Source organism: Arthrobacter sp. B055-34, from assembly GCF_059090425.1.
In genome coordinates this window covers 93,798-107,450 of sequence record NZ_JBNHFQ010000010.1, presented here as the reverse complement: position 1 = coordinate 107,450, position 13,653 = coordinate 93,798, and the positions used below count along the sequence as shown (strand labels likewise).

Here is a 13,653-nt window from a genome sequence, read left to right as displayed (position 1 = left end):
GACTGGGCTGTATGCGCTTGATTGCCAGTGATCTGGACGGGACCATCATTGGCCGGGACGGGAAAATCAGCGCCCGCACAGTCCGGGCGTTCAAGGACGCGGCTGCTGCCGGCGTCGAAATTGTCTTTGTCACCGGCCGTCCGCCGCGGTGGCTGGATCCGCTGCGCGAGCAGATCGGCCACGAAGGCACCGTGATCTGTTCCAATGGCGCGGTGGTCTACGACCTGGTGCGCAGCGAGGTCATCTCGGCCAAAACGCTGCCGCACACCAACATCTTCCAGGCCCGTGAGATCATTCTGCGGCTGCATCCGCGCGCTACTTTCGCGGCCGAAACCACCTTCGGATTCCAGCTGGAACCGGGCTTCGTGGAGCAGGGGTCCGTGGAGCTGCTGGACGGAATTGAGCCGATGCTGCTGGAGCAGTCCCTGACGGAACGGGATGCGGTGGTGAAGTTCCTGGCGCGCGGCCGGGACCTGGATCCGGATGCGTTCCTGGCCGAGGTGCAGGATGCGGTGTCCCATCTGGTGGCGGTGACCCATTCGGCGCCTACCGTGGCTCTGCTGGAGATGGCGCAGCCGGGCATCAACAAGGCCGTGACGCTGGCGGGCTATGCCTCGTCGCTGAACATCGACCCGCAGGACGTGGTTGCTTTCGGCGATATGCCCAATGACATCGAGATGCTCGAGTGGGCCGGCCACGGGTACGCCATGGCATCGGGCCACCCTGAAGCGATCGGAGCTGCACGCTACCAGGCCCCGGCTTTCGCCGACGACGGCGTGGCCCAGATTCTCGAAGCCCGGCTCGCCGAGCTGTAGGCGGAGCCGGAAGGTGAGCAGTGACTACCCGTATCTGCGTAATGTGTTCGGGGCCGCGGCCGGTGCCGAACCCTGGCCGGTAGCCTTTGCACACCGCGGCTTCTCACCGGCCGGCCATGAGAACTCGCTGGCCGCCTTCCGCGCTGCCATCGAGCTGGGCTACGGGTATGTGGAAACCGACGTACGTACCACCGCCGACGGCGAACTGATGGTTTTCCACGACGAGAGCCTGGACCGGGTCACGGACGGTTCGGGGCCGATCGCCGAGCACACCCGTTCCCAGCTGCGGCAAGTCCGCATCGGCGGCGCCGAGCCGATCCCCACCATGGAGGAACTCCTGCGCGAGTGGCCGGACCTGAAGATCAACGTGGACGTGAAGGACCGCGCCGGCGGCCCGCTGCTGGCACGGCTGATCGAGCAGTACAAGGCCCACGACCGCATCCTCGTCACGTCCTTCTCGGACCGGCGGCGCCTCGGTGTTTTCCGCGGTCTGACCTTGCCCGCGGCCAGTTCCGGCGGCATCGTATCGTTGAGTGCACTGGTGGGGCTGGGCCGCGTGGGGCTGACCCGGGCGGTGGGCCGCGCGGCGCGGATGCATGCCGTGCAGGTGCCGGTAGCCTACGGGCGGTTCCGCGTGGTCACACCGGCCTTCGTGCGGCGCTGCCATGCGGCCGGGCTGCACGTGCACGTGTGGACGATCAATGAGCGTGATGAGATGAACCGGCTGCTGGATCTCGGCGTGGACGGAATCATGACGGACCGGGCCGATGTACTGGCACAGGTGATGGACGAACGCGGTTTCTGGCCGCAGAGGGAGCAGGCATGAAGGTTTTGGTGGCACCGGATAAGTTCAAGGGCACGCTGTCCGCGGCGGAGGCAGCCCAGGCGATGGCGGAGGGAGTGCTGCGCGTCTACCCGGATGCCGAGGTGCGGACGCTGCCGGTGGCGGACGGCGGCGAGGGGACGTTGGAAGCCGCGCTGGCCGCCGGCGCCCAGGAACACACCAGCCGGGTCCGCGGACCGCTGGACCGCGAGGTCACCGCCTCCTGGGCCATGCTTGACCGGGGCGGTATCAAAACCGCAGTGATCGAGACCGCCCGGGCCTCCGGGCTGCTGCTCGCCGAGCCCTCCGTGCAGACCGCGCTGGCGGCGCATTCCTACGGCAGCGGGCAGCTGATCGCCGCGGCCCTCGATGCTGGCGCGGAGGAAATTGTGCTCGGCATCGGCGGTTCCGCGATGACGGACGGCGGCTCCGGTGCCCTGTGCGCGCTGGGTCTGAAGATTTACGACGGCGGGGCGCAGGTTCCGCTCGGCGGGGCCGGCCTGGCCACGGCACACCGGATCGATGCCTCCGGCCTGGACGCACGGCTGGCCTCGGTGACTGTGCGGATTGCCGCGGATGTGGACAACCCGTTGCATGGTCCGGAAGGTGCCGCGCATGTCTTCGGCCAGCAGAAGGGTGCGGACGCCACGGGCCGGCAGCTCCTGGATGAAGGACTGCAGCGGTGGGCGGAACTGCTGCGGCAGGAGACCGGGGCCGAGGTCAATGTTCCCGGAGCCGGTGCTGCGGGCGGCTTCCCGGCGGGCTTCCTCGGCCTGACCAAGGCACGGCTGGAGCGCGGCTTTGACCTGGTGGCCGAACTGACCGGTCTCGATGCTGCCCTGGAGGGCGCGGACCTGGTGATCACCGGCGAGGGGTCCATGGACGAGCAGTCGGAATACGGCAAGGCGCCCATGGGCATCGCCGACCGTGCGCACCAGAGGGGAATTCCCGCCGTCGTTGTTGCCGGGAAAATCACCCTGACGCCGGAGCAGCTGGCCGCGCACGGAGTGGAGGCCGCCATCAGCCTGCTGGACCTTGCCCGCACGCCGGAAGAAGCCTTCGCACAGGCGGCCAAGTACGTCACCTGGGGTACGCAGCAGGCACTCGAGGGAGCGTAGGCAGCAGGGCGTCAATCCTCGGGGACGGGTTCCGGCGGGAGGAAGCCGTCCTGGCCCGGGTCGTCCTCACGCTCCGGATCCTGCCGGGCCTCGTACTCGCCGTCCGGACTCAGCCCGGGAACCCGCTGGCCGGCGTTGGTCAGACCGGAGGTGAAGGTGTCGCCGTCGAACTCGGCAGCGGATTCGCGTTCGGGCTCCGCGGCGTTGATGTCCTGACGCAGGTGCTCGTCCTCGGGGAGGTTCTCTTCTGGTATCTGGGTCATGATTCCAGCCAACCACCGCTGCCGAAAGGGCACAATGGCTTCCGCGTTCCCCGCGGGTGCTACGGGCTAAAAAATTCTGTGGGCAGGCCAGTGTGTCGCCGCCGCCGGTTTGGCATGCTGGATACATGGACGAACAGATCGTCGTGCTGCCCGGGGGACCGGGGCTGGATGCGGATCTGCACCTGCCCGCCGGTACCAGGGGGATGGTGGTTTTCGCCCACGGCAGCGGCAGCAGCCGCCGCAGCCCGCGCAACATCCTGGTGGCCAAGGAGCTGCAGCAGGCGGGCCTGGGCACGCTCCTCTTCGACCTGCTGACCTCCCAGGAGGAACGGCGCGATGCCGTGGATGCGTCCCTGCGCTTCGACATTGGGTTCCTGACGGACCGGCTGACCGCGGTGGTGGACGAGGTGGCAGCCCGTCCCCAATTGGCAGGCCTGCCCGTGGGGTTGTTCGGCGCCAGCACCGGCGCTGCAGCTGCGCTCGGCACGGCGGCGGCGCGTCCCGGCGTCGTACGTTCGGTGGTGTCCCGCGGCGGACGGCCGGATCTGGCCGCCGAAGCGCTGTCCGGAGTGCGCGCCCCGACCCTGCTGCTGGTCGGCTCGCTCGATGAGCAGGTCATCGCCTACAACGAACAGGCAGCCGCGCGACTGCCGGCGGAGCACCAATTGTCCATCATCCCGGGCGCAACGCACCTCTTCTCCGAACGGGGGACGCTGGAGGAAGTCGCCCGCCAGGCCGCCGCCTGGTTCAGCCGGACACTGCAGACCGGCCCAGCACAGGCGGCTCCGGCCTAGGCGGATTTCAGGTATTGGCCGGCCACGTTTCCATTTCGCCGCCGTGCGCGTGGACGCCATGCAATGGGTCAAGCGCCGTCGTTTCATCGAAGACCACATCCAGGTGGGCCAGCGGTCGAAGCCGTGCAAGCACGTCCTCGGGATCTTCCGGCGCACCGGGTGCGAGGGTCACCGCGTTGTTGACGGCGTAACAGTCCGGCCAGTCGCCCTCGACCCCGACAAAGGAAAAGCCCCGCTCCTGGATCAGGCGGCGGGTCAGCGACGCACGCCAGGCGTAGTACTCATGGGTGCCGTGTGAGGCTTCGCCGATGAGTACGTAGCGTGCGTCGCCGATCCGCTCCAGCAACGGATCCAGGTCTGCTTCGGCACGCAGCGGCAGCGCCTGGTGCTGGATCTGTGCGGAATGGTCCGTCATGTCGAATCCTAGGGTCCGCCCGTGCTGCCGGCGGAGGTGGTCTCAGCCTTCGTGCCGGAAGCCCAGTTTGATGGTGACCTGCCAGTCCGCAATGGCGCCGTCTTTCAGGTGGCCGCGTGTTTCCTTGACCTCGAACCAGTCCAGATTGCGTAGCGTCTTGGACGCCTCCGCGACGGCATTGGCAACTGCCTTTTCCATGCTGTCCGGGGACGTGCCGACGATTTCGGTGACGTTGTAGACGTGGTTGGCCATGCTTCCTCCTTGAAGATGGCCCCAGGACCGGACCCTGAGGCGCGATGTCTGCAACGCTAGTCGTCTTGCCGGAATCGGTCTAGGGTGCCGGCCGCATCGTCAGCCGAGCTTGGACGGTTTTACCCCGGAATCCTCGGCCGAGTCCAGCGGTTCGGTGCCGCGCCACCGGGCGATCGCGCTCATGCCGTGGAAGATCAGCAGCGCGGCGCCCGTGCCCAGGGCAATGCCCTCGAAGGTCAGTGCGCCGATGCTCCAGGTGAAGTTGGCGATGCCGACCACCAGCGAGACGCCGGCGACGGAGAGGTTGATGGGGTTGGCGAAGTTCACCCTGTTCTGCACCCAGATGCGCACACCCAGGATGCCGATCATGCCGTACAGCACCACGCCCGCCCCGCCCAGCACTCCCGGCGGCACAGTTGCAATGGCCGCGCCGAACTTGGGGAACAGGCTCAGCAGCACCGCGATGACACCGGCCACCCAGTACGCGGCGGTGGAGTAGACCTTCGAGGCAGCCATGACGCCGATGTTTTCCGCGTACGTGGTGGTTCCGGAACCGCCGCCGGAACCGGCCAGGACCGTGGCCAGGCCGTCAGCCATCAGCGCGCGCCCGGTGTAAGGGTCCAGATCCTGCCCGGTCATCGCGGCCACCGACTTCACGTGGCCGATGTTTTCGGCAACCAGCACCAGCACCACGGGGATGAAGAGCCCGACGACGGAAAGGTGGAACTCGGGTGCGTGAAAGGGCGGCAGGCCGAACCACGCGGCGTCGTTAATTGTTGAGAAGTCCACCTCGCCGCGGAAGATCGCCGTGACATAGCCCGCCAGGACGCCGATCAGGATGGACAGCCGTCCCAGCAGGCCGCGGAAGAGGACTGTGGTCAGCAGGATGGCGGCCACGGTGACCAGCCCGGTGACGGCGCCCTGCTCGAAGTTCAGTTTGGCGGTCGGGGCCAGGTTTAGACCGATGAGCGCCACGATCGAACCGGTGACCACGGGCGGCATGACCACCTGGATCCAGTGCGTGCCGGCCTTGTGCACAATCAGGCCGACGACGAAGAGCACGGCGCCCGCCATGACGAGGCCGCCCAGGGCACCGCCCATGCCGTGCTGGTTCATCGCCGCGCCGATCGGGGCGATGAAGGCGAAGCTTGAGCCGAGGTAGCTCGGGACGCGGCCGGCGGTGATGAGCAGGAACAGGATCGTGCCGACGCCGGAGAACAGCAGGGTGGTCGACGGCGGAAAACCGGTGAGCAGCGGAACCAGGAAAGTCGCGCCGAACATCGCCACCACATGTTGGGCGCCGATGCCGATGGTCCGCGGCCAGCTCAACCGCTCCTGCGGAGAGACTACGGACCCCGGTCCGATGCGCTTGCCATCGCCGTGCATCGTCCAGCCGAGGCCGAGTTTGGTGGAACCGAGCGTACCCATGGCGAGTCTCCTGCAGATAAGGGGATTTTCTGAGCAAACTTTACCGCCAGCAGCGATACCGGGCTTCCGCGGCGCAGCTGCTCACACGGGTTTGCTGACGCCTTGGCCGCAGTGCGGCCATGATCGTGACGCAGATCATGTCAGGGGGTGGAGGGTTCAGCGCCGAAAATGCGTTGGCACCTGTGAACGCCGCATCCCTACCGAAAGGTCCCCATGAGCGCCCAGAGCACTGCCGAAATCAACCTTCAGGACGAACTGGTCCTCGATGTCGCTGCCACCGACGCACTGTTCCTCGAGGGACGCACAGCCAACACCTTCACGGACGAACCGGTCACCGACGAGCAGTTGCGCGCCATCTACGAGCTGGCGAAAATGGGCCCCACGTCCATGAACATCCAGCCGCTGCGCATCACCTGGGTCCGTTCCGCCGCAGCGCGTGAGCGGCTGGTCAGGCACATGGCGGAGGGCAACCAGGCCAAGACCGCCGCGGCTCCGATGGTAGCCGTGCTGAGCTTCGACACCGAATGGCACGAGCAGTTCCCCGCGCTCTTCCCACACGCGGCCGAGCGCAAGGCCATGTTCGACGGCAACGAAGAACTCCGCGCGGTGATGGGCAACAACAACGGCCACATGCAGGCCGCCTACTTCATCATGGCCGTCCGCGCTGTCGGCCTGGCCGCCGGCCCCATGGGCGCATTCGATGCCGCCAGTATCGACGCCGAATTCCACGAGGGCCTGAACCGCAGGACCTTCATGGTGGTCAATCTCGGCAAGCCGGGCGAGAACGCCTGGCACCCGCGCCTGCCCCGCCTCGACTTCGAGTTCGCCACCGCCACGGTCTAAACGGCCGCCTAAGGCCACCCTTATCCACGGGTATAGCGGGCCCGAGAGGAACCTGACTCATCGACGACGGGCCCCGCCTGCGAAAACGGTGCTGCCCAGCACCGATATTGCAGACGAGGCCCGTTTCAGTTCCCGGAGGCCTGTCGGCGCCCGGGTAATCGGGTTCGAGGTTTGTCTTCCCGGTTCCGGCTCCGGGCTAGGAGATGACGCCGTCGACAATCGCCTTGGCCTCGGCCTGGACCTGCTTGAGGTGGTCTTCGCCCTTGAAGGACTCCGCGTAGATCTTGTAGACGTCTTCGGTCCCGGAGGGGCGCGCGGCAAACCAAGCGTTCTCGGTGGTGACCTTGAGCCCGCCGATCGGCGCTCCGTTGCCGGGCGCCTCGGTCAGCTTGGCGGTGATCGCTTCGCCCGCCAGCTCCGTGGCCGTGACGTCGTCTGCCGAGAGCTTGCCCAGTGCCGCCTTCTGCTCCCGGCTCGCGGCGGCGTCGATGCGGGCGTACGACGGCGACCCGAACTTCGCGGTCAACTCACCATAGATTTCGGACGGCGACTTGCCCGTGACGGCCTTGATCTCGGAGGCCAGCAGCGCCAGCAGGATGCCGTCCTTGTCCGTCGACCAGGGCTGGCCGTTGAACCGGACGAAGGACGCGCCCGCCGATTCCTCGCCGCCGAAGACACCCTCGCCGGAGAGCAGGCCCGGGACAAACCACTTGAAACCGACCGGAACCTCCACCAGCTTGCGCCCCAGGTCCGCCGCCACGCGGTCGATGATCGAGGAGGAGACCAGCGTCTTGCCCACCGAGGCCTCCGCCGGCCACTGCGGGCGGTGTGTGTAGAGGTACTGGATGGCCACGGCCAGGTAATGGTTGGGGTTCATCAGTCCCGCATCCGGAGTGACAATCCCATGCCGGTCCGCATCGGCATCGTTGCCGGTGGCAATATCAAAGGAGGCACCGCCGTCGCGCACCTTGGCGATCAGCGAGGCCATGGCGGACGGCGAGGAGCAGTCCATCCGGATCTTTTCATCCCAATCCAGCGTCATGAAAGCCCACTGCGGATCCACCGTCGGGTTGACCACGGTGAGTTCCAGGTTGTGCCGGTCTGCGATCGCGCCCCAGTAGTCCACGGACGCGCCGCCCATCGGGTCCGCCCCGATCCGCACGCCGGCCTCGCGGATGGCATCCAGGTCCAGCACCTGCGGCAGGTCTTCCACATAGTTGCTCATGAAGTCGTAGCTGCCCACGGCGCCGGAGAGCTGGGCCTGGCCGATGGGAATGCGCTTCACGCCGCGCAGACCGGATTCGAGCAGCTCGTTGGCCCGGTTCGCGATCCAGCCGGTGGCGTCCGAATCGGCGGGTCCGCCGTGTGGCGGGTTGTACTTGAAGCCGCCATCCTGCGGGGGATTGTGGGACGGGGTGATGACAATGCCGTCGCCCTGGGCGTCTGGATGCGCGGCGTTGTGCTTCAGGATGGCATGGCTGACGGCCGGCGTTGGCGTCCAGCCGGTCCGCGCATCCACCCAGACGGTCACGCCGTTGCCGGCGAGGACCTCGAGGGCGGTGTTCTGCGCCGGATCGGAGAGCGCATGGGTGTCCTTGCCGACAAACAGCGGCCCGCTGATGCCCTGGCCGGCGCGGTATTCGACGATGGCCTGCGTAATGGCGGCGATGTGCTCCTCGTTGAAGGAGCCCTTGAGGCTGGTGCCGCGGTGCCCGGAGGTGCCGAAGGCCACGCGCTGGACCGGATCGCGCGGATCCGGCTTGATGTCGAAATACGCGTCGAGCAGCGCGGTGAGGTCAACAAGGTCGCTGGGTTGGGCCACGGTGCCCGCACGGTTTGCCATTGCACCAGCATGCCAAACATCGGGTCGGACTAGTGACTTGGGTTACCGGAAATTCATCAGATTACGACGGCGACGGCTTACCTCCGCGTTATCCACAACAAAGTTCTAAACTAGTAGCGGCAGGCGGCCCGCAGGTAGGCTGTTCTGAGCGGAGCGGATCAAGGGGAGCAGCACCATGTCAGGTACGGACCACGGGCAGCAGCCACCGTTCAACGATCCCAAACACCCGAGCTGGTACACGGAGCCGGGCGCCGCGGGCAATGCGCCGGTCCCGCCGTCGTCGCCTGAAGTCGCCCCGAATCCCTACGCCTTCCAGCCCGGCCCGGGTGCCCAGCCTGCACCGCAGTACAACCCTTACGGCGGGCCCGGCTACAACCAGCAGATGTATTACCAGCCGCAGCCTCAGCCCAAGGGTTTGAGCATCGGGGCGCTGGTCTGCGGGATCGTCGGCGTGGTGACCTTCGGCTTCCTTTTCCTGCCCCAGATCGCCGCCATCGTGCTGGGCCACATCGGCCTGTCCAAAGAGCCCGCCGGACGCGGGATGGCCATCGGCGGCCTGGTGATGGGTTATCTGGTGGCCGGACTCTGGGCCATTCTGCTGTTCTTCGGGTTCATCGGCGCGGCCAGCAGCGGTTTCTGACGCGCCCCGCTCCGGTCTCCCGGGCGGTCCGCCCCTGGCTGCTACTTCCCGCTGCCGGCGTTGCTACTTGGGTTCGGCCAGCACTCCGGCCAGATTGTCCAACGCTCCCGGCACCAGCGAGAAGTAGGCCCAGACGCCCCGCTTCTCCCGATGCAGGATGCCGGCGTCGACCAGAACCTTCAGGTGGTGGGACACCGTTGGCTGGCCCAGGCCCAATGGTTCCATGAGGTCACAGACGCAGGCCTCCGCCCCTACGCTGGCCGAGATGATCGAGATCAAACGCAGCCGGTTCGGATCCGCAACTGCCTTGAACTGCGCCGCCAGCGCGGCGGCGCGCTCGGCACTCATGACCGGTGCTCCGGCCGGGGTGCAGCATGATGCCTGATCCTCTTGGATACGGGGTGACTCAAACTCAGTAACGGAAGTCATGTCATCCATTATGCACAGAGATTGACACTCGTCGATATCTACCTCCATACTCGGTATCGATACACATCGATTCCCGTCAATGTTTGCGGTGCCAAACGCTTGGCCTCGCACCGAACAGATCCCATGCCGAGGAGCTACGTGAGCACCCCCGTCGCAACACCCGAAACCGGGCAGGTTACCGCCCGTCTTTCCACTCTTGACCGCTTCCTGCCCGTTTGGATCATCGCCGCCATGGCGGCAGGCTTGCTGCTGGGCCGTTTCATCCCGGGCCTGGCCGGCGCGCTGGACGCGGTCCAGGTTGCGGATGTTTCGCTCCCCATCGCCGTCGGGCTGCTGGTGATGATGTACCCGGTGCTGGCCAAGGTTCGCTACGACGAAACCCACCGCGTGATGGCCGACAAGAAGCTCATGATCAGCTCGCTGGTGATCAACTGGCTCGCGGCCCCGGCATTTATGTTCGCGCTGGCCTGGATCTTCCTGCCGGACCTGCCCGAGTACAGGACCGGCCTGATCATCGTGGGGCTGGCCCGCTGCATCGCCATGGTCATGATCTGGAACGACCTGGCCTGCGGTGACCGCGAGGCCGCGGCCGTGCTGGTGGCGATTAACTCCGTCTTCCAGGTCATCGCCTTCGGCGCGCTGGGCTGGTTCTACCTGCACCTGCTGCCCTCCTGGCTGGGACTGCCCACCACCAGCGCCGAATTCTCCTTCTGGGCCATCACCATAAGTGTCCTGATCTTCCTGGGCATCCCGCTGCTGGCCGGCTTCCTGACCCGCACCATCGGGGAAAAGGCCAAGGGCCGCGACTGGTACGAGAACAAGTTCCTGCCCAAGCTCGGTCCCTGGGCTCTCTACGGCCTGCTGTTCACGATCGTGCTGCTGTTCGCCCTGCAGGGCGACGAGATCACGTCCAATCCGCTGGACGTCGCCCGGATCGCGCTGCCGCTGCTGGTCTACTTCTCCGTGGTCTTCGGGGCCGGCATGGTGATCGGCAAACTCCTGAACATGGGCTACGCACGGACCACCACGCTGGCGTTCACCGCAGCCGGGAACAACTTCGAACTGGCCATTGCGGTAGCGATCGGCACTTACGGCGTCACCTCCGGACAGGCGCTGGCCGGCGTCGTCGGTCCGCTGATCGAGGTCCCGGTCCTGGTGGCCTTGGTCTACGTAGCGCTCTGGGCCCAGAAGAAATACTGGCCCGCAGCCACCCCCGCACTCTCAGCACCGATCGAAGGAAGACGAAGTAATGACCACCAGCGCTGAATCCACCGCCAAAAAGCCGTCCGTCCTCTTCGTCTGCGTCCACAACGCGGGACGCTCCCAGATGGCCGCGGCGTACCTGACCCATCTGGCCAAGGGGGCCATCGAGGTCCGTTCCGCCGGATCCCAGCCCGCGGACCAGGTGAACCCTGCTGCCGTCGAGGCGATGCGCGAAGAGGGCATCGACATCTCCGCTGAACTGCCCAAGGTCCTGACTACCGAGGCGGTCAAGGATTCCGACGTCGTTGTCACCATGGGCTGCGGCGACGAGTGCCCCTACTTCCCGGGCAAGCGCTACGAAGACTGGGTGCTGGAGGACCCGGCCGGCAAGGGTGTGGACTCCGTCCGCCCCATCCGCGACGACATCAAGGGCCGCATCGAAAAGCTCATCGGCGAGCTGCTGCCCGCCGCCCACCCGGACGCCAACTAGCTCCGGTACGCCAACCACCCGTACGCCGCCGCGTAGGAATCCGCGCCGTGGTCCGCTCGAGGAAGAGGAAGCCATGCCTGACAAAGCCGATCCCACTGACATCGCGGAACTTCCCGCCGTCGTCATCGGGGCCGGGCCGATAGGCCTGGCCGCCGCGGCCCACTTGTTGGAGCGCGGACTGAGGCCGGTCATCTTCGAAGCCGGAACCGGGCCGGGTGCGGCCATCCGTGCCTGGGGCCATATCAGGCTCTTCTCGCCGTGGCGGTTCAACATCGACGCCGCCTCCCGCCGACTGCTCGAGGGGACCGGCTGGGAGGAACCGCGGCTGACCTCGCTGCCTTACGGCACCGACCTCATCGAGCGGTACATCGAGCCGCTGGCAGCGGTCCCGGCCATCCGGGACACCCTGCACACTTCCTCCCGGGTGATCGCCGTCAGCCGGGCAGGGCTGGATAAAACCCATTCCCGGCACAGGGACGAGACGCCGTTCTTGGTCCGGGTCCGGGATGCTTCCGGCACGGTGGCCGATCATCACGCCCGCGCGGTGATCGATGCCTCCGGCACCTGGAGTCAGCCCAACCCGCTGGGCCAGGCGGGACTGCCCGCACCGGGCGAAGCGGAAGCCATCGCTACCGGACACATTACCGAACCGCTGCCCGACGTGACCGGCCACGGCGGTGCGCGGTTCTCGGGCAAACATATCCTCGTGGTCGGAGCCGGACATTCGGCCGCCAACACCCTGCTCAACCTCGGACAGCTGGCCAGGAACGATCCCGGCACCCGGATCAGCTGGGCTGTGCGCGGCGCGGACGTAACCGGGCTCTATGGCGGCGGCGATCTGGACGGCCTCCCCGCCCGCGGCCAGCTCGGTACCAGGCTGCGCAAGCTGGTGGAAGACGGCCGGATCGAGCTGCATACCTCCTTCAGCATCACGGGCTTCAAGACCGCGGACACCCTCGCCGTGTTCGGGACGACGCCCGACGGCGACGTGCAGCTGGACGTGGACCTGCTGATTCCGGCCACGGGCTTCCGCCCCGACCTGGACATGGTGCGCGAACTCCGGCTCGAGCTGGATCCCGCCGTAGAGGCGCCCCGCCAGCTGGGCCCGCTGATCGATCCGGAGTTCCACAGCTGCGGTACGGTGCCTCCGCATGGCGCCAAGCTGCTGGCCCACCCCGACAAGGACTTTTACCTCACCGGAATGAAGTCCTACGGCCGCGCCCCGACCTTCCTGCTGGCCACCGGCTATGAACAGGTCCGCTCCGTCGCAGCCGCCGTCGCCGGAGACCGCGAAGCTGCCGACAAGCTGCAGCTGGAACTGCCCGAAACCGGTGTCTGCTCCACGGACCTCGCCGGCAGCTGTGACACACCCGCGGCCGATATCGCTGCAGACCTGGAAGAAGCCCAAGACGCCGCCTGCTGCCCGGCTCCGGAGCCGTCCTTCCTCGGAATTCCTACCGGCCTGGCCCACGGGCGGTCCGGATTGCCCGCGCGCTGACGGTACCCGGCATCCTGGTTACAGGGAGTGGATGGACAGTCCGGTTTCCCCGGGACAGACACTCGGTACCAATTCCCATTGCTCCGTGTAGTCGCCCTGGAACTGTGGCCGGTAGGGGATCAGCGGCTCGGAGAACAAGCCGTCAAGCCGGTCCAGCAGGCTCCGGAGATGACCGCAGTAGGTTGAAGGGTCCGTGAAATCCGCGCTGGGCAGGGCGAACGGTGCCAGGACACTCATCCCGGTGTAGGCCAGCGTCCCGTGCAGCAGTCCGAAGAGGAGTTCCGTGATTTCGCCGCTCTTGCCCCGCGGGCCAATGGAGGCCTCCCGGTCCCCGAGCGTTGTAATGACAATGGCACGCTTGCCTACAAAGGGGCCGTTTTCGAAGCGCAGCCGCCTTCCGCTGGCAGGATCCTTGCCGAAGGCGAACCCGCTGACGAACACGCGGTCGAACCACCCCTTGAGAATGGCGGGCATGCCGTACCACCACAGCGGAAACTGGATCACGAGAGCGTCGGCGTCCCGGATTTTTTGCTGTTCCCGTACTACGTCGGCCGGTTGCGTGCCGTCGACATAGGCTCGTCTGGTGTCGTCGGTGACCCGGAATGGCTGCGCCGGCGAAGCCATGCACTCGCCCGCAAGGACGGGGTTCCAGCCCATCTTGTAGAGATCGGATTCGATCACTGTTTGTCCATTTTTTCGGAGCTGTTCCAGCCCCGCCCTGCGAAACGAGCCGTTCAGCGACTCCGGTTCGGGATGGGCACTGACCCATAAAACAGTTGAATGTCCAGCCATGCCAGCT

Annotated in this window: 16 protein-coding genes; 9 read left to right on the top strand and 7 right to left on the bottom strand. The window is 66.6% G+C overall.

Annotation, left to right across the window (positions count from 1 at the left end):
- Nucleotides 1-11 precede the first annotated feature (11 nt).
- From AC5RWO_RS17905 to AC5RWO_RS17895, 3 genes are read left to right on the top strand one after another with little or no spacing between them, the layout of a single operon-like run.
- Nucleotides 12-815: an HAD family hydrolase gene (locus tag AC5RWO_RS17905; protein WP_139006410.1), complete on the top strand. Its 804-nt coding sequence runs from the start codon at nt 12-14 to the stop codon at nt 813-815.
- A gap of 13 nt (nt 816-828) precedes the next feature.
- The gene (locus AC5RWO_RS17900) at nt 829-1,641 is read left to right on the top strand and encodes a glycerophosphodiester phosphodiesterase family protein (RefSeq protein WP_498732855.1); all 813 of its coding nucleotides are present in this window, start codon (nt 829-831) and stop codon (nt 1,639-1,641) included.
- Nucleotides 1,638-2,756: a glycerate kinase gene (locus AC5RWO_RS17895; RefSeq protein ID WP_498732854.1), complete on the top strand. Its 1,119-nt coding sequence runs from the start codon at nt 1,638-1,640 to the stop codon at nt 2,754-2,756. Before AC5RWO_RS17900 ends, AC5RWO_RS17895 begins: the two co-directional genes overlap by 4 nt.
- Nucleotides 2,757-2,767: 11 nt before the next feature.
- Here AC5RWO_RS17895 and AC5RWO_RS17890 read toward each other — a convergent pair whose 3' ends face one another.
- Complete coding sequence (locus tag AC5RWO_RS17890) at nt 2,768-3,019, bottom strand: hypothetical protein (RefSeq protein ID WP_074700244.1); 252 nt, start codon at nt 3,017-3,019, stop codon at nt 2,768-2,770.
- 125 nt (nt 3,020-3,144) lie between these two features.
- Between AC5RWO_RS17890 and AC5RWO_RS17885 the strand changes: the two genes are divergently transcribed.
- A complete protein-coding gene (locus AC5RWO_RS17885; RefSeq protein WP_498732853.1) occupies nt 3,145-3,813 on the top strand; it encodes a dienelactone hydrolase family protein in 669 nt (222 codons plus the stop codon).
- A 7-nt stretch (nt 3,814-3,820) separates the two neighbouring features.
- On the opposite strand, the gene AC5RWO_RS17880 is transcribed toward AC5RWO_RS17885, so the two are convergent.
- From AC5RWO_RS17880 to AC5RWO_RS17870, 3 genes are all read right to left on the bottom strand, one after another.
- A complete protein-coding gene (locus AC5RWO_RS17880; protein ID WP_498732852.1) occupies nt 3,821-4,228 on the bottom strand; it encodes an erythromycin esterase family protein in 408 nt (135 codons plus the stop codon).
- Between the two features lie 42 nt (nt 4,229-4,270).
- Nucleotides 4,271-4,480, bottom strand: a complete 210-nt coding sequence (locus AC5RWO_RS17875; RefSeq protein WP_074700241.1) for a dodecin — start codon at nt 4,478-4,480, stop codon at nt 4,271-4,273.
- A 99-nt stretch (nt 4,481-4,579) separates the two neighbouring features.
- Nucleotides 4,580-5,908: a uracil-xanthine permease family protein gene (locus tag AC5RWO_RS17870; RefSeq protein ID WP_498732851.1), complete on the bottom strand. Its 1,329-nt coding sequence runs from the start codon at nt 5,906-5,908 to the stop codon at nt 4,580-4,582.
- A gap of 213 nt (nt 5,909-6,121) precedes the next feature.
- Here AC5RWO_RS17870 and AC5RWO_RS17865 point away from each other — a divergent pair, with 213 nt between their 5' ends.
- On the top strand, nt 6,122-6,751 hold the full coding sequence (locus tag AC5RWO_RS17865) for a malonic semialdehyde reductase (protein WP_498732850.1): 630 nt from the start codon (nt 6,122-6,124) through the stop codon (nt 6,749-6,751).
- Between the two features lie 196 nt (nt 6,752-6,947).
- Here the strand turns inward: AC5RWO_RS17865 and pgm are convergent, their stop codons facing one another.
- The gene (pgm, locus tag AC5RWO_RS17860; RefSeq protein ID WP_498732849.1) at nt 6,948-8,594 is read right to left on the bottom strand and encodes a phosphoglucomutase (alpha-D-glucose-1,6-bisphosphate-dependent); all 1,647 of its coding nucleotides are present in this window, start codon (nt 8,592-8,594) and stop codon (nt 6,948-6,950) included.
- Nucleotides 8,595-8,769: 175 nt separating this feature from the next.
- On the opposite strand from pgm, the gene AC5RWO_RS17855 reads away from it, so the two are divergent.
- Nucleotides 8,770-9,234: a DUF4190 domain-containing protein gene (locus AC5RWO_RS17855; protein ID WP_498732848.1), complete on the top strand. Its 465-nt coding sequence runs from the start codon at nt 8,770-8,772 to the stop codon at nt 9,232-9,234.
- 63 nt (nt 9,235-9,297) lie between these two features.
- Here the strand turns inward: AC5RWO_RS17855 and AC5RWO_RS17850 are convergent, their stop codons facing one another.
- Nucleotides 9,298-9,663, bottom strand: a complete 366-nt coding sequence (locus AC5RWO_RS17850; RefSeq protein ID WP_498732847.1) for an ArsR/SmtB family transcription factor — start codon at nt 9,661-9,663, stop codon at nt 9,298-9,300.
- A 123-nt stretch (nt 9,664-9,786) separates the two neighbouring features.
- Here AC5RWO_RS17850 and arsB point away from each other — a divergent pair, with 123 nt between their 5' ends.
- The 3 genes from arsB to AC5RWO_RS17835 all read left to right on the top strand — a co-directional run bounded on the left by arsB (nt 9,787) and on the right by AC5RWO_RS17835 (nt 12,854).
- Nucleotides 9,787-10,929: an ACR3 family arsenite efflux transporter gene (gene arsB, locus AC5RWO_RS17845; RefSeq protein ID WP_498732846.1), complete on the top strand. Its 1,143-nt coding sequence runs from the start codon at nt 9,787-9,789 to the stop codon at nt 10,927-10,929.
- Nucleotides 10,913-11,356 (top strand): arsenate reductase ArsC, encoded by a 444-nt coding sequence (locus AC5RWO_RS17840; RefSeq protein ID WP_498732845.1) that lies wholly within the window; start codon nt 10,913-10,915, stop codon nt 11,354-11,356. The genes arsB and AC5RWO_RS17840 overlap by 17 nt, the downstream gene beginning before the upstream one ends.
- Before the next feature lie 73 nt (nt 11,357-11,429).
- Complete coding sequence (locus AC5RWO_RS17835) at nt 11,430-12,854, top strand: FAD-dependent oxidoreductase (RefSeq protein WP_498732844.1); 1,425 nt, start codon at nt 11,430-11,432, stop codon at nt 12,852-12,854.
- A gap of 18 nt (nt 12,855-12,872) precedes the next feature.
- Here the strand turns inward: AC5RWO_RS17835 and AC5RWO_RS17830 are convergent, their stop codons facing one another.
- Nucleotides 12,873-13,646 (bottom strand): NAD(P)H-dependent oxidoreductase, encoded by a 774-nt coding sequence (locus tag AC5RWO_RS17830; protein WP_498732843.1) that lies wholly within the window; start codon nt 13,644-13,646, stop codon nt 12,873-12,875.
- Nucleotides 13,647-13,653: the final 7 nt, after the last annotated feature.

Coding starts and splice junctions, on each gene's coding strand:
- AC5RWO_RS17865 (WP_498732850.1), top strand. CDS start 6,122: ATGAGCGCCCAGAGCACTGCCGAAATCAACCTTCAGGACGAACTGGTC.
- pgm (WP_498732849.1), bottom strand. CDS start 8,594: ATGGCAAACCGTGCGGGCACCGTGGCCCAACCCAGCGACCTTGTTGAC.
- AC5RWO_RS17850 (WP_498732847.1), bottom strand. CDS start 9,663: ATGACTTCCGTTACTGAGTTTGAGTCACCCCGTATCCAAGAGGATCAG.
- AC5RWO_RS17890 (WP_074700244.1), bottom strand. CDS start 3,019: ATGACCCAGATACCAGAAGAGAACCTCCCCGAGGACGAGCACCTGCGT.
- AC5RWO_RS17895 (WP_498732854.1), top strand. CDS start 1,638: ATGAAGGTTTTGGTGGCACCGGATAAGTTCAAGGGCACGCTGTCCGCG.
- AC5RWO_RS17840 (WP_498732845.1), top strand. CDS start 10,913: ATGACCACCAGCGCTGAATCCACCGCCAAAAAGCCGTCCGTCCTCTTC.
- AC5RWO_RS17905 (WP_139006410.1), top strand. CDS start 12: ATGCGCTTGATTGCCAGTGATCTGGACGGGACCATCATTGGCCGGGAC.
- AC5RWO_RS17885 (WP_498732853.1), top strand. CDS start 3,145: ATGGACGAACAGATCGTCGTGCTGCCCGGGGGACCGGGGCTGGATGCG.
- AC5RWO_RS17855 (WP_498732848.1), top strand. CDS start 8,770: ATGTCAGGTACGGACCACGGGCAGCAGCCACCGTTCAACGATCCCAAA.
- arsB (WP_498732846.1), top strand. CDS start 9,787: ATGCCGAGGAGCTACGTGAGCACCCCCGTCGCAACACCCGAAACCGGG.
- AC5RWO_RS17835 (WP_498732844.1), top strand. CDS start 11,430: ATGCCTGACAAAGCCGATCCCACTGACATCGCGGAACTTCCCGCCGTC.
- AC5RWO_RS17870 (WP_498732851.1), bottom strand. CDS start 5,908: ATGGGTACGCTCGGTTCCACCAAACTCGGCCTCGGCTGGACGATGCAC.
- AC5RWO_RS17880 (WP_498732852.1), bottom strand. CDS start 4,228: ATGACGGACCATTCCGCACAGATCCAGCACCAGGCGCTGCCGCTGCGT.
- AC5RWO_RS17830 (WP_498732843.1), bottom strand. CDS start 13,646: ATGGCTGGACATTCAACTGTTTTATGGGTCAGTGCCCATCCCGAACCG.
- AC5RWO_RS17875 (WP_074700241.1), bottom strand. CDS start 4,480: ATGGCCAACCACGTCTACAACGTCACCGAAATCGTCGGCACGTCCCCG.